The following is a 22329-nucleotide window of genomic DNA, read 5'->3' on the forward strand; positions in this document are numbered from 1 at the left end:
AAAACTCTAATCAAGCTCTTTCCTTAACCGCCTTAGTTCATTTCATCAACAGAGCTGAGTATTTACTCTTTTTAAAATTATGTTACTTTTCCAGCACATTTTTGTTACAGATGGCATCAGGGAACGTACCATGAAGCTCAATAAAATTTATTCTGCTATTTTACTTAGCACTTTACCTCTTTCTGCAGTTCAAGCAGCTGGCCTAGACCGTTCTGGTCAATCTATTTCTGCTTTTTTACAGCCGGGTAATTATGCTGAAGCTGGTATTACTGTCATTGATCCTGATGTAAAAGGTAAGTCGACTGTTAATAATCCAATTGCTGATCTCAGGGGCGAAAAAATTGGTGACATGGCCGAAGACTACTACTTCCCATCCGCTGCCATTAAAGTTCAAGCAACGGATAAAATATCTTTAGGTTTAATTTATGACCAACCATATGGTGCGGATTCAATTTATCCAACAGGTAATGAAAGCTTTTCACAAGTAAATCCCGTTAATTTAAAATTAGAAAGCACTCAGGTAGAAGTAAAAACCAATAACCTTACAGCTTTAATCGGTTATCAACCGACTGAAAACTGGAATTTTTATGCTGGACCTGTTTGGCAAACTGTAGAAGCTAAAATTGCATTACGAGGTGCAGCTTATGGAAACTCAGGCTATGACATTAAAGTTGATGAGGAAGAGGCTTGGGGCTGGCTTGCTGGTTTCGCTTATCAAATCCCTGAAATTGCTTTAAAAGCAGCTATTACTTATCGTTCAGAAATCGATCATGAAGCAAATTCAACAGAGAGCTTTGGATTTGGCAATATTTCATCGTCTCTTTCACCAAATGTTACAGCCACAACACCTCAATCTGTAAATTTAGATCTTCAAACAGGTATTGCAGCGAATACTTTAGCCTTTGCTAACGTACGCTGGGTAAATTGGAGCCGATTTGCAGTAACACCAAATTTATTAAAATTACGCTCAGGCAGTAATTTGATTGATTATTCAGATGATCAATGGTCTGCAAATGTTGGTGTTGGCCGTAAATTTAGCGATAAATGGTCTGGCTCTGCTTTAGTAAGTTATGACTCAGGTGCAGGTAATCCGGTAACCACACTAGGACCAACCGAAGGTTACTGGGGTGTAGGTTTAGGTGGACAATATAGCCCAGCAGAAAATTACTTTATTCAAGCGGGTGTCCGCTATATGTGGTTAGGTGATGCTGATGCTAAAGCAGGTCCTAATCTTGCAGGCGAATTTACCGATAACACTGCAATCGCATATGGCATGAAAATCGGTTATCGCTTCTAATAAATCGATCTCATAAAGAAAGGGCGCTATAAGCGCCCTTTCTTTTATTCCAATGTACTTAAAAGATTAAGCCGGAATGTCACGCACTGAAGCATTACGAATCGCTTCTTTTAATGCTTCATAGCCACGAATTGGCGGGAATTGCGGAAATTCGGCAATGACATTTTCAGGTGCATCAAACAGGAAACCAGCATCTGCTTCGCCCAGCATGGTTGTATCGTTATAAGAATCCCCTGCTGCAATGACACGGAAGTTCAAACCATGTAACGCTTTCACTGCTTGACGTTTTTGATCTGGCTGACGCAATTTATAAGCAGAGATCATGCCTGCTTCATCCGTTTCTAATTTATGACAGAAAATAGTTGGCCAATCCAGTTGCTTCATCAATGGATGCGCAAATTCATAGAACGTATCTGAAAGAATAATCAATTGAAAATGCGTACTGACCCATTTTACAAATTCTTTTGCACCCGGGAAAGGGCCCATTTCTGCAATCACATCCTGAATATCATTTAAGCCTAAACCGTGCTGTTTTAAAATATTCAGACGTTGGGTCATCAGCACATCATAGTCAGGAATGTCACGAGTCGTCGCTTCAAGCTCTTTAATCCCGGTTTTTTTGGCAAAGTTAATCCAGATTTCTGGAACCAACACGCCTTCTAAATCTAGACATACGACTTCCATGAACATTCCCTCTGAGTTGTATTGAAAAAATTTTGCACTATCATAGCTGAAGAAATAGATTTTGCACTGTACTTTTTTAAATCTATTTTTTTCATAAGTATTTATTTTTTAGTGATAAGTCAACTAAATCAATTCTATTAAAATAGATGTGAAATTAATTAATATAGGCCATGTCCTTTCCAAGCCTATATCGCCAGGACTCTCATGACCATCATTCCTACTATTGATCGTATTGATGCACTTGCATCTGAATATGCAGATAAATCGCCTAATGAAATCTTGGCACTTGCACTGAGCCAGCAAGGTGAAATTGCGATTTCATTTTCTGGGGCCGAAGATGTTGTATTGATTGATATGGCCTCTCATCTGGGTAAACCATTCCGGGTATTCAGTCTGGATACTGGACGTTTACATGCAGAGACCTATCAGTTTATTGAGCGGGTGCGTAAGCATTACAATATCGAGATTGAAATCTGCTTCCCCGAAACTGCAGACGTGCAAAATCTAGTGACGACAAAAGGTTTATTCAGTTTCTTTGAAGATGGCCATCAGGAATGTTGCGGTATACGCAAGGTTCAACCACTGCGTAAAAAACTGGCCACGCTGGATGGCTGGATTACCGGTCAGCGTAAAGACCAAAGCCCGGGTACCCGTAATGAAATTCCTGTGGTTCAGGCAGATCCAGGTTTTTCCGGTCCGGGTAAGCAACTGATCAAATACAATCCTCTGGCCAACTGGTCCAGTGCAGATGTCTGGAGTTATATCCGCATGATGGAAGTGCCTTATAATGCGCTGCATGAAAAAGGTTTTGTTTCAATCGGCTGTGAACCCTGTACCCGTCCTGTCCTGCCAAATCAGCATGAACGTGAAGGCCGCTGGTGGTGGGAAGAAGCCACACATAAAGAATGTGGCCTGCATGCCGGCAACTTACAAAAATGATCTAGCATAACCATCGATTCGTCGGTGGTTTTTTCATAAACCAATCATCTACAGAAAAATCAGTACCTTTCCGTGGCAAAATCGCTATACTTTATAATGTCAATATTAATAATTCTAACAAGGTTGTTCGGATCAGAGCAGCTGAAGAAAGTGCAGTGAGGCAATCTACGCTATGCGTCCATTACATCCAATTGATTTTATTTTCTTAACTTTAGAGAAACGGCAGCAGCCTATGCATGTAGGTGGGCTATTTTTATTCCAAATTCCCGAAAATGCACCAGCGTCCTTTATTCAGGATCTCGTCACTGATATTCAAAACTCCAAATCATCGCCGATTCCACCTTTTAATAATTATTTAAATGGCCTGTTTTGGGATGAAGACCAAGAATTTGATTTAGATCACCATTTTCGTCATATTGCCCTGCCGAAACCGGGTCGTATCCGTGAATTGCTCACTTATATTTCACAAGAACATAGTGCGCTGATTGATCGTGCCAAGCCTTTATGGACCTGTCATATTATTGAAGGGATTGAAGGTAATCGTTTTGCCATGTATTTCAAGATCCATCATGCGATGGTGGACGGAATCGCCGGCATGCGTCTGGTCGAAAAATCGCTGTCGCATGATCCGAATGCCAAAAGTATTGTGCCACCGTGGTGTGTTGAAGGGCCACGCGCCAAACGCCTTAAAGCACCTAAAGTCAATGCTTTTAAAAATGTCCTGCAAACCATTAAAGGCCAACTAGAATGCGCACCACGCGTCGCTTATGAGCTGTCTCAGACCGTCATGAAGGATATGGGGCGCAATCCGGATTATGTGTCCAGTTTTCAGGCACCAAGTTGTATTCTGAACCAACGTGTCAGTGCTTCGCGTCGTTTTGCGGCACAATCCTTTGAATTTTCACGTTTACGGCATATTTCTAAAGCATTGGGCGTCACGATTAATGACATGGTACTGGCCATCTGTTCAGGTGCACTACGTGAATATTTACTATCACAAAACGCTTTACCGAAAAAACCATTAATTGCTATGGTTCCGGCCTCGGTTCGAAGTGATGATTCGGATGTTTCCAATCGCATTACCATGATTCTGGCCAATCTGGGCACCCATAAAGAAGATCCTCTGGAACGTCTCAAAATTGTACGTGGCAGTGTACTGAGTGCCAAGGAACGTTTTAAACGCATGAATGCCAATCAGATTTTAAATTATAGTGCCTTTGTCTATGGTGCAGCCGGTCTGAACATTGCATCGGGTTTAATGCCGACGCGCCAGGCATTTAATGTGATTATTTCCAATGTACCCGGCCCTCAGGAACCGCTATATTGGAATGGTGCACGTCTCGAAGCGCTTTATCCAGCCTCAATTGTACTAGATGGGCAGGCTTTGAACATTACCATGACCAGCTATCTGGACAAACTGGAAGTCGGCTTAACCGCATGCCGTAATGCCCTGCCGAAAATGCAGAACCTGCTGACGCATCTTGAAGAAGAAATCCAGCGTTTTGAACGAATTGTAGATGGTGAACCTGTCCCAAAGTTACAGGCGGTGAGCTAGCCGCGGATCAATAAATAGAATATATAAACTGAAAAAAGTGTTGATCATTTTTGCCAGTCCTAGCGCACATAATTAAGGGGCTCATAGAGCCCCTTGGTTTTATTTTTTAACATCGTTTTAAATTTATTTTATATTTTTGGGATGATGCATCCATTTTTGATTGCCTAGAATTTATTTCAATCTGCACAAGATTCTGTATCGGTAGCATTAGCTTTTGATGGTACGACACTGTTGTAATAATTGATGGCAGGCATTACGAATCATGCTGGCGGTAATCTGGACTTCATTACCGCGCTCATCGACGATATATCCTGCATGTACAGTCTTTGGTTCTAATACGTGTTTTAGGCCTTTATTAATTACTGCTTTACTCATATTCATAACACACTCCTTTTGCTAAGCCTGAAACTGGGAGAAACGGCTTTGGCTAATTCATGCATCTAGTATTGTAAATAACAGCACCAATGTAAAATTTCAGATGTAACAAGTGTTTAACGATATTCTGTTACAATTTCAGCTGAGAATGATATCGTATTGCTCTTGCGTATACAGATTTTCTACTTGGAACTTAATCACGCGATTAATGAAATGCTCTAGATCAGCGACTGCTGGGGCCTCTACTGTTAGTAAACGATCAATTACAGCGGGATGCGCGACAACAGTAAAGCCACTCTGCGACTCATAAGCACGTGCATAACGCAGAATTTCTCTGAATATTTCGTAACATACTGACTCGGCTGTTTTGACATAACCACGTCCCTGACAAGTCGGACAGGATTCACAGAGTAAATGTTCCAGTGACTCACGGGTGCGTTTTCGGGTCATTTCCACCAGACCCAGTTCAGATACCTGAGTAATCTTGGTTTTAGCATGGTCACGTTCCAACATGCGCTCAAACTGTTTCATCACTTCTTCACGATGCTGCGCTTCCTGCATATCAATGAAATCAATGATGATAATTCCACCCAGATTACGCAGACGCAACTGACGTGCAATGACCTGAGTCGCTTCCATATTGGTTTTAAAAACAGTGTCTTCCAGTGAGCGACCACCCACATAAGAGCCGGTATTGACGTCAATGGTGGCCATCGCTTCGGTCTGATCAATCATCAGATAACCGCCCGACTTCAACGCAACACGAGTTTGCAGCGCCTTTTGCAGATCTTCTTCAACATTATATAAGTCAAAAATTGGACGCTCGCCCGGGTAGTGCAGTAAACGGTCTCGCATATTCGGCACGAATTCTTCGACAAACTCTTGCAGCTTGGCATGAATTTCACGTGAATCGACGTAGATTTTTGCAGTTTCTTCATTGGCCAGATCACGAATGATCCGTTGTGGTAAAGGCAATTCTTCAAAGATCAGCGAGGGAACTGCAATAATCTTCTGCTTACGCTGGATATATTCCCAAAGCTTGGCCAGATAAGCCATATCTTGGGCAATGGCTGCTTCTTCAATACCTTCAGCAGCGGTACGTACAATCACTGAGCCTGGCAGCTTATGCTCGGCCTGAATCCGCTCAATAATCGAACGCAAACGATTGCGCTCTTCCTCAGATTCAATTCGCTGCGACACCCCAATATGATTGCCATAAGGCATCAGCACCAGATAACGCGAAGGAATAGACAAATCCGTGGAAAGACGGGCACCTTTGGTACCCAGCATATCTTTCATCACCTGAACCGTGAGGATTTGACCGGGCTGAAGCAGTTCAAAGACATTTGGGGTGGGCTGCTGGCGCGGCCAGACCATATCATTGATATGCAAAAATGCCGTTCTGGACAGACCAATATCCACAAACGCAGCCTGCATACCCGGCAAGACCCGTACCACTTTGCCTTTATAGACATTACCGACCAAGCCACGCTTGGCCGTACGCTCGACAAACAGTTCATTGACCGTGCCGTTTTCAATCAACGCGACCCGACATTCCATCGGCGTGACGTTAATCAATAACTCGTCAGACATAATTACACTCAAAACATTATAAAAATTCTTTTTATCAGCAGTTAATTTAGTGCCTTAACTGTCTGTAATAACTGTACGGTTTCATAGAGCGGCAAGCCGACCACATTGGAATAGCTGCCTTGTATTTTTGGAATATAACGTGCTGCAATTCCTTGAATCGCATAAGCCCCGGCTTTACCCAGCGGCTCACCTGTGGCCCAGTAACTTTCCATGTCTGCGGCACTCAGGATTTGAAATTCGACCTGCGTACGTACCACTATACTGTATTTTTCATCTTTTGTACGAACACAGACACCGCTATAGACATCATGCCACCGACCGGAGATTTTTGTCCACATTTCAATGGCATGTTGCTTGGATTCTGGTTTACCCAAAATCTCACTATCGACCCCCAGACTGGTATCCGCAGCAATGATGATTGCATCTGGATAACGCTCGGCCACTGCATCAGCCTTGGCTCGTGCCAGACGTTCAACATAAGCCGCGACGGATTCACCTTCACGCACAGATTCATCGATATCCGGACTGTAGATATCAAAGCTCAGTCCGAGCTGCTGTAATAACTCACAACGCCGAGGTGAGCTGGAAGCGAGAATTATATGCGCCATTTTTTCAACATATAATAGAGGACAGGCCAAACCAGAATACTGGTCAGCATTGGAATCCAGTGCCGGGCAAAAGAAAATTGCACGCCTGCCACAATCTGGGCAAAAAAGATCATCAGCAAATGCGCAACAATTGCCAGCCCCGTAATCACCCAGAGATTATTAAAGGTCAGGATACGGCGTTCACGCGTCAGAAAACGGGCTAAAAAGGCAATAATAATAAAGCTGAGGGCATTCAGACCTAAAGGTGCGTCCAGCAGCAAATCAATAAAAATACCGGTACCAAAGGCAAACCAGATCCCACACCAGGTCGGCTGACACAACACCCAGAATAGCATCACCATCAGCATGAACAGCGGACGCCAGCCCGAGAGGGTATAAGAAAGTGGATAGACCATCAAAATCGAAGCCACGATCACCGAAATGACGATGGCAAATAAGGGATCACGATGCTTTCTGGATTTCATCTTAGCGATTGACATGCGGTTGCTCCATCGCCAATGAATCGGAAAATAACACCACCACATGATGACCACCGGCCAGCTGCGCGGCTGGCGTTACATCAATCTGGGCAAATTCACCTGAATTATGTCGTTGTACTTTGGACACCTGCCCCACCAGATAACCTGCCGGAAAATGTTGGCCCAAGCCGGAACTATAGACTTTTTCCCCGACCTTGATATTGGCACTGGTCGGTACATATTCCATTTTCAAACGTCCCAGATCACCCGTCCCCGAGACAATGGCACGCATTCCGGTATGTTCCAGACGCACTGACAATGAATGTTCTTTATCAGACAACAGCATGACCCGGCTACTATGCGGATAGACATTAATAATCTGTCCCATAATCCCCTTGTCATCCAGTACCGTTTGCCCGACTTTCAGCTCGTTATTTGAACCCCGGTTGATCACAATGATATGTCTTAAAGGATCGGCATCGGTGCCAATCACTTCCGCAATTTCAATACGCCCGTCAATGATCAGTGGTGTATCGAGCAGACCGCGCAAACGGGTATTTTCAGCAGAAAGTTCAGAGATTTTTTGTAAGCGAACTTGCGCCTGCAACAACTCAGCCTGCATCGCGGTATTTTCCCGACGCAACTGAACTTCAGACTTGGTTTGTTGATTCAACCACTCTCGCGACAATACCGGATAACTGGCCACAGCATAAATAGGATTATAGGCCGCGTACAGGACATCCCTTGCAGGTTGTACAACATGTGGCATGCGCCAATCAAAGAAAAGCACCACCAAGCATGTTACCAATGCAATGATAAAAGAGCGAAAAGATGGCGGTTGTCGAGAAAACAGATGTGCTTGCACCCGCCGAATCCTTTTCTTAGCCTACGAATAACATGTCATGATTTGGATTGTCGAAAAATTCGAGTACCTTGCCACCACCACGGGTTACACATGAGAGTGGATCTTCTGCCACCACAACCGGCAGGCCGGTTTCTTTGGCCAGCAGCTTGTCTAGATTACGCAGCAATGCACCACCACCGGTTAACACGATACCGCGTTCAGCAATATCCGAAGAAAGCTCAGGAGGTGTGTGTTCTAGTGCTGATTTCACCGCAGACACAATGTTTTGCAAAGGATCTGAAATGGCTTGAGTCACTTCGTCTGAGTTAACCACAATCGCACGTGGTACACCTTCTGCAAGATTACGGCCACGAACTTCAATTTCAAGCGGTTTAGCACCTTCATCTGGCAAGGCCATGCCCACTTCTTTTTTGATCACTTCTGCCGTGGTTTCACCAATCACACAGCCATGCGCCTTACGCACATAGTTAATGATCTGCTCATCAAAGACATCACCGCCAATCCGTAAAGAATCTGCATAGACACAACCCTGTAGGGAAATGATCGCAATTTCAGTGGTACCGCCGCCCACGTCTACCACCATTGAACCACAGGCCTGCTCAACTGGCATACCTGCACCAATGGCCGCTGCCATCGGTTCTTCGATTAAACGGACATCACGTGCACCAGCATTAAATACCGCTTCACGAATAGCACGACGTTCAACCAGCGTCGATTTACATGGTACGCACACCACCACACGCGGTGCCGGAGTAAACAGACGGTTTTCATGTACTTTGCGAATGAACTGATTCAGCATGGTTTCAGTGACTTCAAAATCCGCAATCACCCCATCTTTCATGGGGCGGATTGCTGAGATATTGGCTGGGGTACGACCTAGCATTTGTTTCGCTTCAAGACCTACAGCGGCAACAATTTTATGTGAACCACTATGACGGATAGCTACAACCGTGGGTTCATTTAATATAATGCCTCGTCCTGGCGCATAAATAAGTGTATTTGCAGTACCTAAATCAATGGCAAGATCTGGCGAAAACAAGCCTATTAGTCGTTTTAGAATCACGGGGACGTTCTCAATTAAACTTTATATGGACGCAAGGTGGCAACTTTAACTAAATGTGATGATTTGGACAAGTCAATCGCTTATCATAACGCATGATAATTTGAATTTTTTTAATACTGATTAGGTAATATTATGTCTACATCGGATGCACAGCATTCTGCAGATTTAAGTGCAGAAACAGTTTCAGCCATTGCCCACCTTGCAAGGTTATCTCTCAATGATACGCAATCTGCTGAATATGCTCAAAGTTTAAATAAGATTTTAGGCATGATGGACACATTGAAAGGCATCAATACCGACGGAATTGAACCGCTGAAGAGCCCTTTCGACCATCCTCAGCCACTACGTGAAGATGTGGTCTCAGAAAGCAATCATCGCGAGCAATACCAAGCAGTTGCACCTGCTGTTCAGGATGGTCTATACCTCGTACCGCGCGTGATTGAGTAATTACTACCCAGTTCATTCTTTTTATTAAATTAAACGTAAAGAATTATTTCTCATGACAGATTTACATCGCTTATCCATTCGTGAACTCAGTGAAGGTCTGGCAAATGCCCAGTTTTCATCTCGCGAATTGACTGAACATTACTTAAAGCGTATTGCAAAAATTGATGCTCAAGTAAAATCATATGTAACCGTTACGCCTGAATTGGCATTGGCAGAAGCTGATGCGGCTGACACACTGCGTAAGGCAGGTGGTGCAAATGTGTTAACAGGCGTACCAATCGCGCATAAAGACATTTTCTGTACTCAAGGCATCAAAACCACTGCCGGTTCTAAAATACTGGACAATTTTATCTCTCCTTATGACGCCACCGTTGTCGCGAAAGGCAAAGCTGCGGGCCTGGTGACTTTGGGTAAAGTGAACATGGACGAATTCGCCATGGGTTCGACCTCTGAAAACTCATATTACGGCGCAACGGCTAACCCTTGGAATTTAAACCATGTTCCTGGCGGTTCTTCAGGTGGTTCAGCAGCAGCTGTTGCAGCGGATCTGGCACCCTTCGCTACCGGTACTGACACCGGTGGCTCTATTCGTCAACCTGCGTCATTCTGTGGCCTGACTGGACTTAAACCGACCTATGGCCGTGTGTCGCGCTTCGGTATGATTGCCTATGCATCATCCCTCGACCAAGGCGGCCCGATGGCACGCTCAGCAGAAGACTGTGCCTACCTGATGAACGTGATGGCCGGTCATGATGCCAAAGATTCAACGTCAATGAATCAAGTGGTTGATAACTATGTGGCGAACCTGAATGATACATCCGTCAAAGGTTTACGCATTGGTATTCCAAAACAGTACTTTAATGTTTCCGGCCTAGCTGAAGATGTTAAAGCACGTGTCGAAGAATCATTGAAAAAGTTAGAAGACATGGGCGCTACGCTGGTTGAGATCGACCTCAACATGACCGAAAGCTACGTTCCGACCTACTACCTGATCGCACCTGCTGAAGCATCTTCTAACTTACAACGCTTTGACGGTGTGCGTTATGGCTACCGCTGTGAAAATCCAGTGGACTTGATGGACTTGTACAAACGTTCACGTTCAGAAGGTTTTGGTGCGGAAGTGCAACGTCGTATCCTGATTGGCACATATGCGTTATCCGCGGGTTACTACGATGCATATTATGTGAAAGCACAAAAAGTACGTCGCCTGATCCAGCAAGATTTCCTTAAAGCCTTTGAATCTGTCGATGTGATTGCTGCGCCATCTGCGCCAACCACAGCCTATAAAATTGGTGCGGATTTGACTCCGGTTGAAATGTACCTAGGCGATATTTATACACTTGCAGTGAACCTGGCAGGTCTTCCTGCGATTAATGCACCTGTTGGTTTTGACCAGAACAACTTGCCAGTTGGCTTACAGTTGATTGGGAATTACTGGTCAGAATCGCAATTGTTGTCTGTGGTGCATCAGTATCAGCAAGCAACCGATTGGCATACACAACGCGCGGCAATTGCTGAGGAGAATGCATAATGGCTCAAGCTCAAAAATCGGCTAAACCAAAATCTAACCTGATTGAGGGTTGGGAAGTCGTTATTGGTATCGAGATTCACACCCAGCTTGCCACCAATACCAAAATTTTCTCGGGTTCATCGACTGTATTCGGTAATGATCCAAACACCCAAGCCAGCCTTGTAGATTTGGCCATGCCGGGCGTATTGCCGGTATTGAATAAAGAAGTGGTGGATCTTGCGATTCGCTTTGGTTTGGGTATCGATGCCTATATTGATCAGGCTTCTGTATTTGCACGTAAAAACTATTTCTACCCGGATTCACCAAAAGGCTACCAGATTAGCCAGATGGACAATCCGATTGTGGGCTTGGGTCATATCGACATCCAGCTTGAAGATGGCACGGTTAAACGGATTGGCGTAACCCGTGCGCACCTTGAGGAAGATGCAGGTAAATCGATTCATGACCAGTTCGAAGGTATGTCAGGCATTGACTTGAACCGTGCCGGTACGCCGCTGCTTGAAATTGTTTCTGAACCAGATATGCGTTCGGTTGAAGAAGCGGTTGCTTATATTAAAGCGATTCATACGCTGGTGCGCTGGTTAGGCATTTCTGACGGCAACATGGCAGAAGGTTCGTTCCGTTGTGACTGTAACGTGTCTTTACGTCGTCCGGGTCAACCCTTCGGTACGCGTTGCGAATTGAAAAACCTGAACTCATTCCGTTTTATTGAACAAGCGATCAATGTTGAAATTGAACGTCAAATGGAAATTCTGGAATGGGACGGCACCATTGATCAGGAAACGCGTTTATTCGATCCTGTGAAGATGGAAACGCGTTCAATGCGTTCAAAAGAAGAAGCCAACGATTACCGTTACTTCCCTGACCCTGACTTGTTGCCTGTGGTGATTGCGGATGAACAAATCGAAGCAATCAAAGCCACCATGCCTGAGCTGCCTGCGGCACGTCGTGCGCGTTTTGTGGCGGACTTTGGCGTGACTGAGTACGATGCTCACGTTCTAACGCTTACTCGTGAAATGTCAGAGTTTTATGAAGAAGTCGTGAAAGCTGCTGGCGGCGCTGCACAAGGTAAGATTGCTGCAAACTGGGTGATGGGCGAATTCTCAGGGGCGCTCAACAAAGCAGGCCTAGATCTTCAAGATTCTCCTGTTTCTGCGGAAAAACTTGGCGGCATGATCGCACGTATTGTCGATAACACCATTAGCGGTAAGATCGCGAAACAAGTGTTCGGCTTTATGTGGGATGAAGGCAAAACTGCGGACGAAATTATTGCTGAGAAAGGCTTGAAACAGGAAACTGATACAGGCGCGATTGAAGCAATTATTAAGGAAGTGCTTGCCGCCAACGAGAAGATGGTTGAAGAGTACAAATCTGGTAAAGAAAAAGCTTTCAACGGTCTGGTTGGTCAAGTGATGAAAGCGTCTAAGGGTAAAGCCAACCCTGCGCAAGTGAATGAGTTGATGAAGAAGTTGATTGGTTAAGACTAATTGTTTTTTCAAAAAACCCGCTTTAGAGCGGGTTTTTTATTTATAAGTTTTCTTCCGCTTCTACTAAAAAGAGTATTGTTGATGCAGTCATATTTAAAGCATATTCGACAATATACCTTGGTATTTCTTTTTCTTCACTACCTGCGCCATGCCCACTCAATTTATTTCTAGCAGTGGGTACACCACTTTCTAATAAAGTTTTTAAAGACGTAAATTTACTTTCCCAAAATGCAGGTATCAGTTGCTTTTCAAAACACATTTTAATTAAGGTGCTAGCTGTTGCAGTACTTTTGACAGTCCATTTTTGCTTATCACAAATAATACGCATTGTACTTTCAAATGCTTTAAGACATTCATTTAAAGACTCATGATATGCACCCTTTCTATAGTGCTCATGAGCTTTATGAAACTCCAAACTTGCTCCTTTAAACCTTTTCCTAGATAAAATTTCTAAAGATGGTTTGATAATTTCTGAATGAGTAAAAGTATTATCTCTTCGAATAATTTGTCCTTCTACAAACTGATATCCTAAGCTATGTTCATCAAACCGATAGTTTAATTCTTTAATAGCTGTTTCATTTCTTTTATTAAAACCTGATGACTCAACTGCATATTTATAGTCGTCCATCGTAGCAATATTGTTTGAAATTCTAAAAGCTAGTTCAATATAATCCAAAGCTTTACTAGTATTTTTTTCTGATAAAAAGCCATTAATAAATTCTAAATTATATCCGTGATACTCATGCGTATAGTCTTGTGTGAGATTGAAAACACCAAAATCTCTTGCCAACATTTCTACCAAAATTTTATAAATATTATCTTCATTCACAATTGAACGTAATGTATCCCCACGTTTTCCAAATAAATCATTAAAAATATAAGTAACTTGAACTCGAAATGGATGTGGCAGGACATCGTATTCATATACATCATGATCTTTTTCTTTTTTATTTCTTTTAGAAAATAATTCCAAAACCATATTACTACCCGAATAAATTCGATATATTTTAATAGGTTATTTTATACACTTTGAGAATCATAACAAGCAACAAAATCTCCTCAATTACCTAGCTTAAAAACTAAGAAGTATCCAACTTTCAAATTCCTTCTTTATGCGTGATTTATAGAATCCCTCTCCTTGCGAAGCTTCACTTCTCACCTTTTACAAAGGGAGACTTGCCGTGTAATCAATTGGATACGCGGTGTTCCCTCTCCTTTTATAAAGGAGAGGGCTAGGGAGAGGATTATTAAAAGACCCCCTCTCCTGAGCAAGTTTTAAAACACTACTTTAAAATGCAGCGCAAGCGGTTACTAGCAAGATTTTTATTATTTATACTATAAAATCAGAAATATCCAAGCAAAACAAAAATGACACCTGAACTATTACTTACCATCATTCAAACCCTCATCGGATTATTTGCTCTGGTCATTATCATTTTACTGATAATGATCAAATGGCGTAAACGACTATCCGCAGCTCAGCCTGTACCATATAGAAAACAGCGCGGTTTGGGCTTAGCAGATGGGCTTGAATTTATTTTCTATCCTATTTACTGGCTGATTAAAATCATTATCGCTATTTTCAAATAAAACCAACTTACCCTCTTACAGCCCCAACTTATTCAACAAATCCGGTGTCAAAAAAGTCTGTGCCACACGATTCAAATCGATATAACGCAGCACACCTTTGAGCTGATTATTGATTTCAGGATTCTTTAAAATTTCCTCGCCTGTGGTTTTACCCAAAGCCTGAAAACTATCGCCCACAGCCTGTAAACCTTCAGCTTGAATCACCGCCTTGGTCTGTGCTGAACATTGCTCCACTAAAATGCGCTGCAACACCGTCCCTAGATTCTTGTCTAATACTTCCTTTTGAGTTGCGGTTACATTGCTAAAAGCCTTTAAATCGGGATGATTGCCCAATGCCACAAATGTCCATTGCAAGACCGTGGTTTTATCAGTGGCTGTAGTGGACTTCATCAAACAGTCACTCAGCTGATCGACCGTTGGGCCAGCCATCGTAACCTGTGCTGCTCCCAACAATGTTGCACCTAGAAAAAATAAACGAATACGAGAAGAATTTTTTAAACTCATCACCACTTCCTTTTAATATGACATCAGCATTTTGGCGCTGAAAATAGTTTCTTTGTATCATGTAAAAAGGAAATATACTGATAGAACTCTGTAAAACCTGAACTGGATTTAAAATTAATTCAGATGAAAAATTTCATCCCATCATGCTATTCATTAGATGGTGATATTGATCGAGTAAACTTAGCGTTATTATTCAAATTCAAACAATAAAAATAATCATGATGACTGCAAACACCTTCAACAGCATCCTTCCTTGGAGACTGGTTGTGTTCTTTAGCTTGACCGTATTGTTATTGATCCATCCTGTTTTTCGAAGATGGATGTTCGAATCGCGCGACCTGCCCAGCAAACGCAGTCGGATCTCATCCTCTATATCCGACCTGATTGAACTGATTTTTTATCCCATCTTCTGGTGAATCAAAATCATCATACGGATTCTGGATTAAATGCGTTTAATTCAGTGCTTATTTGATCTGTCTCAACATATTCTTCGCCCCACTATGATTATAGTTATTAGACAGATTCTGTAGCACACGCTTGGCCTGAGTTTTAGCATTCGGGAAACGGTTGGCATAGGCCGGAATCCCGTTCAAACAGCGAGCAACCAGCATACCAGATTCGGTATAAACCCGAGTTCCCTCAGTCCCCTGCAATTTGCCATAATTGTAGGCACGCTGCGCATTATTGCAGGCATTATTCAGGTTCTTGCCACTATTAATATCACGGCGTGCTGCCACATAGAGCTTCATCTGCTGCTGTTGGGGTGTTTCTACCACTGAAGCTCTCACGGGGACTACCCTCGTCGCGATCTGTTTTTTCTCTAACTCTTTTCTTTCTAATTCCTTTCTCTCTAATTCTTTCCTTTCCTGCTCTTTACGCGCTGATTCTTTAAGTTCATTCGTGCTCTTCGTTACAGGCGTTTTTATCGATGCAGCAGTCTTTTTCTGGGTAGCGACAGTGTTCTTATTTGCAGCAAGGTAAAAGTTTCTTGCCTCAGTCGCACTCATCAACTTGGTCAGCAATCGAACGCTACGGTTCTGGCTGGTTTTATCGACCTGTCGTTCAGAAACCGGCTCGATCGAGACGATCCAGCTTTCAGCCAGGCCATCCATACGACACTGATAGGCGCCGCTTCCCTGTACCACACCTCGGTTTGTACTCAGGCGTTTGCGTTGGGCAAGATCTGCCACGGCATTAAAATTACTTCTATACAATAGGGAAAATTTACCGCCTTGTTCATGACAATATTGCGTCAGGATCGAACGCGGATACATGGCCTGAGTGCTGTTATTTTTCTGTGCTTGCCCCCAAAGATAAATATAATCTTTTGCACTGCCATCACTTTGATTCAAAGCCCGCTTGGCGATTAGCTCTTCCGGACTGGCAAAAGGATGTAAAACCCCTGATTTCAGCCGACTCACGCTATTACATCCCGCCAAGCCTATTGCCCCTATTATTAGAATTATTACGTTTAGCTTCACAGCAAATATCTCAACCCCAGATTCCCGTATAACATAGCCTAAATATCAGCAAACAACAAACACAAGATATTGATAAGTATCAAATTTAAAAGATAAAAAGGAGGCACATCATTCACAACCCTATACATTATGCCAAGCCTCAGCCTATAAAAATTGAGATAAGCATCCTTCTGGCGCGTAGTTAAAGGATAAATAACAGCGGGATTGAATCAGAAATAAATAGAACACCACATAAAAAGCCGAAGAAAGATAGCAATCTTTCTTCGGCAGCTTATTCAGGATAACGGTACAGATCTTTATTATCATGTGTAAAAAATTACTTTTTACCCTCTATAGCATTGTCTGAACAAGATCAGCATCAGAATAATTTCCTCAACGTACACTTCTTATTTTTATACGTTAAACCGCTGGAAATTAAACTCCATCTTCGCTGGTCATTAAGATTCTAATCAGGAAAACCAGACCTGAATACCCCTATATTGGGATATTTTGCTCCTATTTGATCTGATCTAACCAACGGTCAGATCAAGCTTTTCGATTAGATATTAACGTCGATTTAGATATAAAAAGCCAAAGATAAAATCATTTGGCTTTTACAATCTAATGGGTAACTTAGAAAAAATTAATCCAGATGGGATTCAAATGCTTTTAAACGTTTATAGATCGACATCAGCTCAATAATGGTCGGCCACGATAAAATCAGATATTGGAAGGACTCACGTACTTTTCCAAATACATTCAGGATTTGCATCATCAAACCCAGGGTGATCGTTCCTGCTGCAATACTCGGAAACAGGATAAATAATCCATAGATATTGTCTAACTGTAAGTACCAGATCCGGACTAGGTTGAAATAGGCATAGTGAAAATACAGACGGAAATAATTCCAGCGTACCCGGCTAAACAGTTCTTGCAGTGTCAGCGGATGAGCCCGATCAGCATGATCCTCTCCGTACACCAGTTCTTTACGGTAAGCAGCCTCGACTTTCTGGTTATTAAACTCCAGTCCTGGCAGTTTCATCCCGACCACCATCAAAATGACGGTACCCAATACGGCCCATCCAATAGAAGCCCACATTAAAGCATGCGGTATTTCTCCCACAATTGGCAGAACCTTTACATGACTTGAAAGCTGGTACAGGATAGGCAGAAACGCCATCAATAACATCAATGCTTCAATCAGGGAAACACTCAGCTGTTCCGTGGTTTTGGCAAAGCGCATGGTATCTTCCTGAATACGCTGGGATGCGCCTTCAATATGACGCAATTGTTCCCAATGTGCCGTGTAATAGTTATTCATCGCGGTACGCCAGCGGAACACATAATGGCTGACGAAAAACATATTAAATACGGCCAAAGTGACGTAAATCATGGCGATATAAATAAAGGTTAAAGCTTCTTGATAGAGAAGTGAAACATCTCCGCCACCGCTGCCTAGCATTTTCTGGATCTGGTCATAAAACGGGCTATACCATTCATTTAAAACGACATTGACCTGTACTCCAAACCAGATATTAAACAGGATAAAAGCCGAGCCCCAGACTGACCAACGCTGCCATGGATGTTGTGCTTTCCACGTCCAGAAGAGAGCAAATATGGCAGTGGCAAGAAAAAACCAAAGGTAGAACCAGAGAAACTTGGCTGACCAGAAACGACTGATACCGATAGCGAGACTTTCCTCAGAATAGCCTTCAGGGAAACCCAAATAGACTCCCCATCCTGATCCGCCAGTATGCCAAAGCACAAGATTAAGGATAAACCACAAAATCAGGCTGCTAAAAAACCAGACGGGTTGCGGGAAAAATGACTTGAACATGCTGACCTAGTTCTCCTTCTATCTCTTGGTCATCCAAATGACGCCTAGTTTATTCTTATTTTAGACTTTTACTGTTATAAAGCATTAATTTTCAATTTAGTTTAAAAAATAACATAGCGATGCATAGTCCCTTATAAAATTTATTTTTATAGATTTTCAAAACGTATTTTTCTCTTAATGAGTCTTTTTATTCTTGATCAGCCTATCTAAAGCTCCAGAGGCAATCAGGTACATGAATCATCAAGTTTTTGCCTTATGTATTTTTAAATCCTGTACATCAGTACGGCCTGTCTGTTTTATTAAAAACGAATATAGCTTCTTAAAGTTCTATAAATATAATGAAATCAAATACTCAATAATGCCTTTATAGATGTTTAGATAAAGGTTTTGCTGCTACTGAAGTAAATAAATCATTGACCCAGTTCTCATTTTTTGCAGAAATAGTTAAATTTTCAAAAATCATGCTATGATTTAACTCTCGAAAAGTAATCTTATTTTGGAATAAAACTATGGAAAGTTCGGTAATTGAATTACTTAAACCATTGACCTTAGAAAAGGAAAATTGCACCCCGATTATTTTTGAGGCAGGCACTGTTTTGAAAGTGGTCATGCAGACTCCCACCAGTCTTTTGGTCAGTAATGATGATGACTTTAACTTCACAATTCCTTTAAAAGATGAAAATGAGCTGTGGAGAGAGCTCTAAGCACTTTCTCCATTTTGAACAGACGGGTTGTATCTGTGCCAGCTGCTGAATTGATATGATACGGCCCTCAACTAAGCTTCCTTTTGAATGTAAGTTATCGTTATTTTATTCCCTTCTTAAAATTCATTTCTCTTCTTTTCTGAGAAGTCTTTGGCAGTCTAAGCGAAATATGATTCGTGCAAAAAACACCTTTATAGTTGAAAATTCACCTATTTTTTGGTCTGGACTAAATAATTTGCACCCTATTTCCCCCTTTTATGTAAGTTCCAGTACTTAAAGGATCTTCTTTTCCTTACACACCTTTTCTTTAGCTTAACTTCATCTAAGCTCAACATCTTGATTTTGAAACTTGAATATTCTAGCTATTTATGACCAGTAAATTAAAAAAACCTCAGTCTATATGAAGGATTTTTTATACCAAATGATAAAATTAAAAATCTAATAATGAGAAAAACTTGAATCTGTAAAACTAATTTCAAAAACCCTAAAACATCGTCCAATTTTTATATCCAATCTAAAGAAAATTATAGAGCAATAAGTTCTTATCCTGTAACACTCTAATAGCCCCCATATCTTCATGACCTTTTATATATTTAAAAAATAATAATTTTCAACAGCTTGTCTTCTATTTTTTCACTCCAAGAATAGGGTTAATTATTTTCATCCAAAAAAATTATTTTAAATAAAATCAACTTATATTATCTACATCTAAAATAAATCAAATTTTAAAAATAAAATACTAAATTATAGCGATTAAAATTTCAAACAACTTAAGCAATCACATTGAATGTGATGTCTTAAATAAAAAATAATCCTAAATAAAGATCAATTAATAAAAAACAGTCAGAGCATTATCTTTAAAATTTATTAAGAATAATATCTTTTACATGAAAAATATTTCCAAATTTTACAAAGTAACTGTACTTGTTAAAAATGTTTCTTTTCTGCACTTAAATCCAGTCTGTTAAATGAAATATGCTATAAATTTATTAGATTAAAAATTAATCAGGCAGTTTTAAACTTTAAATTAATTTTATTTCAAATACTTAGGTAGAGTTTATGTCCGCTCAACACTCTGATCAAGATGTAGAAGATTCACTTATAGTGCCTTCTTCTCTATTAGCTCAAGTGATTTTAACTCAACTCAATCCAGTTATTTATTCTCATAAACTTATTTTATTTCTTGATATTGATGGAACTATTTCCGAATTCCATCCTGATCCAACACAAAATATAATTAAAGATGAAACCTTAAATACCTTGAAAGAGCTACAACAATATATTGAGTTGGTATTAATCACTGGACGTTCTATTGCACAAGCTCAAAAACTTATTTATCCCTTTGACTGGAATATTGCCGGCTCACATGGTCTGGAATTAAACTATCAATCGCATTTAAGTCATTTAATTGATTTAAATTCTGAGCAATTTGAATTATTAAAAAATTATATTACTGAACATAGCGCTCAGCTTGCTCAGATTCGAATAGAAAAGAAAGACTATTCGGTCGCACTGCATTTTCGTGAACATCCACATTTAGAAGATCTGGTGCATACATTTGCATTGGATTGTCTGACCCACTTTCAAGCATTTGAACTGAAGGCCGGGAAGTTTGTATTTGAGCTGGTACCCAAAGGTGCAAACAAAGGTTCAGCCATTCAACACATTCACCAGCAAGCTCATTTAAGTGATCATTACCCTATTTTTATCGGTGATGACCTGACCGATGAAGCTGGCTTTCAGGTGATTAATAGCTTAAAAGGCTGCTCCATTAAAGTCGGCACGGGCAACACCGTAGCACAACATCGGCTCGAAAACGTAACACAAGTACAAGCTTTTTTAACGGAGCTTTTAGCATTATTTAAAGCACAACAACAACAATTATTGGAGAAATCACATGTCAAAACTCATTGTGTTATCAAATCGTGTGAATCTACCTAACCCAGACAATACACAGGCAGGTGGATTAGCGGTAGCTTTGCAGGATGCTTTGCAGGATATTGGCGGCATTTGGGTCGGCTGGAATGGTTCCAGAGTCGATCATGGCAAAGAGCAGAAGTTTCAAATCCTCAAACATCAGAATGTTGAATATCATACGAGTCCTTTGACTGAGCCCCAATATCAGGGTTTTTATTGTGGTTTTGCCAATAATGCCTTATGGCCGCTGATGCATGATCAGCATCAACTTGTGGATTATCAGCCGCAGGATTTCAAAACCTATAAGGATGTCAATTTACGCTTTGCCAAGCATCTGAAACAGGTCGCCTCTCCCCATGACATCATCTGGATTCATGATTACCATTTTTTAAGTGTGGCGCATTACTGTCGAAAACTGGGTATGCGTAACCGTATTGGTTTCTTCCTGCATATTCCTTTTCCTGAACTGAAACTCTGGCAGACTTTACCAGCCTATCAGGATCTGGCGCATCATCTGGCTCACTTCGATGTACTCGGATTTCAAACCCCACGCGATCAGAAAAACTGTATCCAGTTTCTGGAACAGACCTTAAAAATCAAGCATCGTCATGATGAAATCCTGAATTATCAGTCAAGACGGATTTATGTGAAATGCTATCCAATTGGCGTGCATCCAGTTCAACTGCAAAATCAGGCGGCTGATAGCCAGCTTAGCAAATTGCCTTTTGATCTCGAGACAGTCCGTCCTTATAAACGCATTATTTCGGTCGATCGGATTGATTATAGTAAGGGCTTGCTTGAGAAAATCGGATCCTTGCAAAGCTTGCTGGAAGATCAGCCCGAATTTAAACATCAGTTTCAGCAACTGCAAATTGCCTGCCCATGCCGACTGGATGTCAAAACCTATAAAAACCTGTATGAGCAATTCCAGTCTGCCGTGCAGGAACTCAATACCCAGCATGGCACAGCAGACTGGCAACCTTTCGATTGCAGTTATGAAACCTTAGGTCATGAAGCCTTAATGCAACTGTATCGTAAGGCAGATATTTGCTGGGTAAATTCGATCCGGGATGGTATGAATCTGGTGGCGAAAGAATATATTGCGGCGCAGAATCCACTCGATCCGGGTGTTTTGATTCTGTCTAAATATGCCGGTGCTGCTGAACAAATGAAAGAAGCCTTACTGGTCGATCCTTATGAGCATGACAGTATGTCCAAAGCCTTGAAAAAAGCGCTGCGCATGTCTAAATCGGAGCGTTTAGAACGTTATCGTTATTTAAGCCAAGGCTTGAAAAACTTCGATATTATTCGCTGGCGAGATCAATTTATCACTGACTTGAAAAAATCACAGAGTGTACGAATCTATCGTCCGGTGGCTAGCGGAATTTCTACCCAGTTCAGTGTGCATGCTTAAA

21 protein-coding genes are annotated in these 22329 nt (G+C 41.6%); 9 read left to right on the forward strand and 12 right to left on the reverse strand.

The window, feature by feature from the left end; genetic code table 11:
- Positions 1 to 130: 130 nt before the first annotated feature.
- Entirely contained in the window at positions 131 to 1297 is a 1167-nt protein-coding gene (locus tag KT990_RS06075) for an OmpP1/FadL family transporter (protein ID WP_218209312.1), read from the forward strand.
- Between the two features lie 66 nt (positions 1298 to 1363).
- Here KT990_RS06075 and thrH read toward each other — a convergent pair whose 3' ends face one another.
- The gene (gene thrH / locus KT990_RS06080; protein ID WP_218209313.1) at positions 1364 to 1981 is read right to left on the reverse strand and encodes a bifunctional phosphoserine phosphatase/homoserine phosphotransferase ThrH; all 618 of its coding nucleotides are present in this window, start codon (positions 1979 to 1981) and stop codon (positions 1364 to 1366) included.
- A 204-nt stretch (positions 1982 to 2185) separates the two neighbouring features.
- Here thrH and KT990_RS06085 point away from each other — a divergent pair, with 204 nt between their 5' ends.
- Both KT990_RS06085 and KT990_RS06090 read left to right on the forward strand, forming a co-directional pair.
- On the forward strand, positions 2186 to 2920 hold the full coding sequence (locus tag KT990_RS06085) for a phosphoadenylyl-sulfate reductase (protein ID WP_005172099.1): 735 nt from the start codon (positions 2186 to 2188) through the stop codon (positions 2918 to 2920).
- A 172-nt stretch (positions 2921 to 3092) separates the two neighbouring features.
- The gene (locus KT990_RS06090) at positions 3093 to 4475 is read left to right on the forward strand and encodes a WS/DGAT/MGAT family O-acyltransferase (RefSeq protein ID WP_005096186.1); all 1383 of its coding nucleotides are present in this window, start codon (positions 3093 to 3095) and stop codon (positions 4473 to 4475) included.
- 207 nt (positions 4476 to 4682) lie between these two features.
- Here KT990_RS06090 and KT990_RS06095 read toward each other — a convergent pair whose 3' ends face one another.
- The 6 genes from KT990_RS06095 to KT990_RS06120 form a co-directional block, all read right to left on the reverse strand.
- Entirely contained in the window at positions 4683 to 4856 is a 174-nt protein-coding gene (locus KT990_RS06095; protein ID WP_005096185.1) for a PA1571 family protein, read from the reverse strand.
- 132 nt (positions 4857 to 4988) lie between these two features.
- The gene (rng, locus tag KT990_RS06100) at positions 4989 to 6443 is read right to left on the reverse strand and encodes a ribonuclease G (protein ID WP_005096179.1); all 1455 of its coding nucleotides are present in this window, start codon (positions 6441 to 6443) and stop codon (positions 4989 to 4991) included.
- A 41-nt stretch (positions 6444 to 6484) separates the two neighbouring features.
- Positions 6485 to 7051, reverse strand: coding sequence for a Maf-like protein (locus KT990_RS06105; protein ID WP_005096178.1), 567 nt, complete (start codon positions 7049 to 7051; stop codon positions 6485 to 6487).
- Entirely contained in the window at positions 7039 to 7530 is a 492-nt protein-coding gene (gene mreD / locus KT990_RS06110) for a rod shape-determining protein MreD (protein WP_005096176.1), read from the reverse strand. Before mreD ends, KT990_RS06105 begins: the two co-directional genes overlap by 13 nt.
- On the reverse strand, positions 7517 to 8374 hold the full coding sequence (gene mreC, locus KT990_RS06115; protein ID WP_005096172.1) for a rod shape-determining protein MreC: 858 nt from the start codon (positions 8372 to 8374) through the stop codon (positions 7517 to 7519). The genes mreD and mreC overlap by 14 nt, the downstream gene beginning before the upstream one ends.
- Positions 8375 to 8390: 16 nt before the next feature.
- Positions 8391 to 9437, reverse strand: a complete 1047-nt coding sequence (locus KT990_RS06120) for a rod shape-determining protein (RefSeq protein WP_004279360.1) — start codon at positions 9435 to 9437, stop codon at positions 8391 to 8393.
- A 132-nt stretch (positions 9438 to 9569) separates the two neighbouring features.
- Here KT990_RS06120 and gatC point away from each other — a divergent pair, with 132 nt between their 5' ends.
- The 3 genes from gatC to gatB are packed head-to-tail and all read left to right on the forward strand — an operon-like array spanning position 9570 to position 12896.
- Positions 9570 to 9884, forward strand: coding sequence for an Asp-tRNA(Asn)/Glu-tRNA(Gln) amidotransferase subunit GatC (gene gatC, locus KT990_RS06125; protein ID WP_005096170.1), 315 nt, complete (start codon positions 9570 to 9572; stop codon positions 9882 to 9884).
- A gap of 52 nt (positions 9885 to 9936) precedes the next feature.
- On the forward strand, positions 9937 to 11415 hold the full coding sequence (gatA, locus tag KT990_RS06130) for an Asp-tRNA(Asn)/Glu-tRNA(Gln) amidotransferase subunit GatA (RefSeq protein ID WP_218209314.1): 1479 nt from the start codon (positions 9937 to 9939) through the stop codon (positions 11413 to 11415).
- Positions 11415 to 12896, forward strand: coding sequence for an Asp-tRNA(Asn)/Glu-tRNA(Gln) amidotransferase subunit GatB (gene gatB / locus KT990_RS06135; RefSeq protein WP_180000276.1), 1482 nt, complete (start codon positions 11415 to 11417; stop codon positions 12894 to 12896). The genes gatA and gatB overlap by 1 nt, the downstream gene beginning before the upstream one ends.
- Before the next feature lie 46 nt (positions 12897 to 12942).
- On the opposite strand, the gene KT990_RS06140 is transcribed toward gatB, so the two are convergent.
- Positions 12943 to 13881 (reverse strand): STM4504/CBY_0614 family protein, encoded by a 939-nt coding sequence (locus tag KT990_RS06140; RefSeq protein WP_218209315.1) that lies wholly within the window; start codon positions 13879 to 13881, stop codon positions 12943 to 12945.
- A 389-nt stretch (positions 13882 to 14270) separates the two neighbouring features.
- Between KT990_RS06140 and KT990_RS06145 the strand changes: the two genes are divergently transcribed.
- The gene (locus tag KT990_RS06145) at positions 14271 to 14492 is read left to right on the forward strand and encodes a hypothetical protein (protein WP_180041197.1); all 222 of its coding nucleotides are present in this window, start codon (positions 14271 to 14273) and stop codon (positions 14490 to 14492) included.
- A 15-nt stretch (positions 14493 to 14507) separates the two neighbouring features.
- Here the strand turns inward: KT990_RS06145 and KT990_RS06150 are convergent, their stop codons facing one another.
- The 4 genes from KT990_RS06150 to KT990_RS06165 form a co-directional block, all read right to left on the reverse strand.
- Positions 14508 to 14996: a hypothetical protein gene (locus KT990_RS06150; RefSeq protein ID WP_159138444.1), complete on the reverse strand. Its 489-nt coding sequence runs from the start codon at positions 14994 to 14996 to the stop codon at positions 14508 to 14510.
- Positions 14997 to 15460: 464 nt separating this feature from the next.
- On the reverse strand, positions 15461 to 16417 hold the full coding sequence (locus KT990_RS06155) for a hypothetical protein (protein ID WP_218209316.1): 957 nt from the start codon (positions 16415 to 16417) through the stop codon (positions 15461 to 15463).
- A gap of 682 nt (positions 16418 to 17099) precedes the next feature.
- A complete protein-coding gene (sbmA, locus tag KT990_RS06160) occupies positions 17100 to 18293 on the reverse strand; it encodes a peptide antibiotic transporter SbmA (RefSeq protein ID WP_005096155.1) in 1194 nt (397 codons plus the stop codon).
- A gap of 364 nt (positions 18294 to 18657) precedes the next feature.
- Positions 18658 to 18903: a hypothetical protein gene (locus KT990_RS06165; RefSeq protein WP_218209317.1), complete on the reverse strand. Its 246-nt coding sequence runs from the start codon at positions 18901 to 18903 to the stop codon at positions 18658 to 18660.
- Between the two features lie 1153 nt (positions 18904 to 20056).
- Here KT990_RS06165 and otsB point away from each other — a divergent pair.
- Positions 20057 to 20938, forward strand: a complete 882-nt coding sequence (gene otsB, locus KT990_RS06170; RefSeq protein WP_218209318.1) for a trehalose-phosphatase — start codon at positions 20057 to 20059, stop codon at positions 20936 to 20938.
- On the forward strand, positions 20895 to 22328 hold the full coding sequence (locus KT990_RS06175; RefSeq protein ID WP_005096146.1) for an alpha,alpha-trehalose-phosphate synthase (UDP-forming): 1434 nt from the start codon (positions 20895 to 20897) through the stop codon (positions 22326 to 22328). Before otsB ends, KT990_RS06175 begins: the two co-directional genes overlap by 44 nt.
- Position 22329: the final 1 nt, after the last annotated feature.

This window comes from Acinetobacter sp. F9, assembly GCF_019195275.1.
GTDB lineage: Bacteria > Pseudomonadota > Gammaproteobacteria > Pseudomonadales > Moraxellaceae > Acinetobacter > Acinetobacter pseudolwoffii.

Bases quoted from the DNA above. Each gene is read 5' to 3' on its own strand.
- KT990_RS06140 (WP_218209315.1), bottom strand. From the start codon at position 13,881: ATGGTTTTGGAATTATTTTCTAAAAGAAATAAAAAAGAAAAAGATCAT.
- KT990_RS06095 (WP_005096185.1), bottom strand. From the start codon at position 4,856: ATGAATATGAGTAAAGCAGTAATTAATAAAGGCCTAAAACACGTATTA.
- gatA (WP_218209314.1), top strand. From the start codon at position 9,937: ATGACAGATTTACATCGCTTATCCATTCGTGAACTCAGTGAAGGTCTG.
- KT990_RS06145 (WP_180041197.1), top strand. From the start codon at position 14,271: ATGACACCTGAACTATTACTTACCATCATTCAAACCCTCATCGGATTA.
- KT990_RS06150 (WP_159138444.1), bottom strand. From the start codon at position 14,996: ATGAGTTTAAAAAATTCTTCTCGTATTCGTTTATTTTTTCTAGGTGCA.
- mreD (WP_005096176.1), bottom strand. From the start codon at position 7,530: ATGTCAATCGCTAAGATGAAATCCAGAAAGCATCGTGATCCCTTATTT.
- rng (WP_005096179.1), bottom strand. From the start codon at position 6,443: ATGTCTGACGAGTTATTGATTAACGTCACGCCGATGGAATGTCGGGTC.
- KT990_RS06165 (WP_218209317.1), bottom strand. From the start codon at position 18,903: ATGACCACTTTCAAAACAGTGCCTGCCTCAAAAATAATCGGGGTGCAA.
- KT990_RS06175 (WP_005096146.1), top strand. From the start codon at position 20,895: ATGTCAAAACTCATTGTGTTATCAAATCGTGTGAATCTACCTAACCCA.
- KT990_RS06105 (WP_005096178.1), bottom strand. From the start codon at position 7,051: ATGGCGCATATAATTCTCGCTTCCAGCTCACCTCGGCGTTGTGAGTTA.
- KT990_RS06085 (WP_005172099.1), top strand. From the start codon at position 2,186: ATGACCATCATTCCTACTATTGATCGTATTGATGCACTTGCATCTGAA.
- gatC (WP_005096170.1), top strand. From the start codon at position 9,570: ATGTCTACATCGGATGCACAGCATTCTGCAGATTTAAGTGCAGAAACA.
- thrH (WP_218209313.1), bottom strand. From the start codon at position 1,981: ATGGAAGTCGTATGTCTAGATTTAGAAGGCGTGTTGGTTCCAGAAATC.
- otsB (WP_218209318.1), top strand. From the start codon at position 20,057: ATGTCCGCTCAACACTCTGATCAAGATGTAGAAGATTCACTTATAGTG.
- KT990_RS06090 (WP_005096186.1), top strand. From the start codon at position 3,093: ATGCGTCCATTACATCCAATTGATTTTATTTTCTTAACTTTAGAGAAA.
- KT990_RS06075 (WP_218209312.1), top strand. From the start codon at position 131: ATGAAGCTCAATAAAATTTATTCTGCTATTTTACTTAGCACTTTACCT.
- gatB (WP_180000276.1), top strand. From the start codon at position 11,415: ATGGCTCAAGCTCAAAAATCGGCTAAACCAAAATCTAACCTGATTGAG.
- sbmA (WP_005096155.1), bottom strand. From the start codon at position 18,293: ATGTTCAAGTCATTTTTCCCGCAACCCGTCTGGTTTTTTAGCAGCCTG.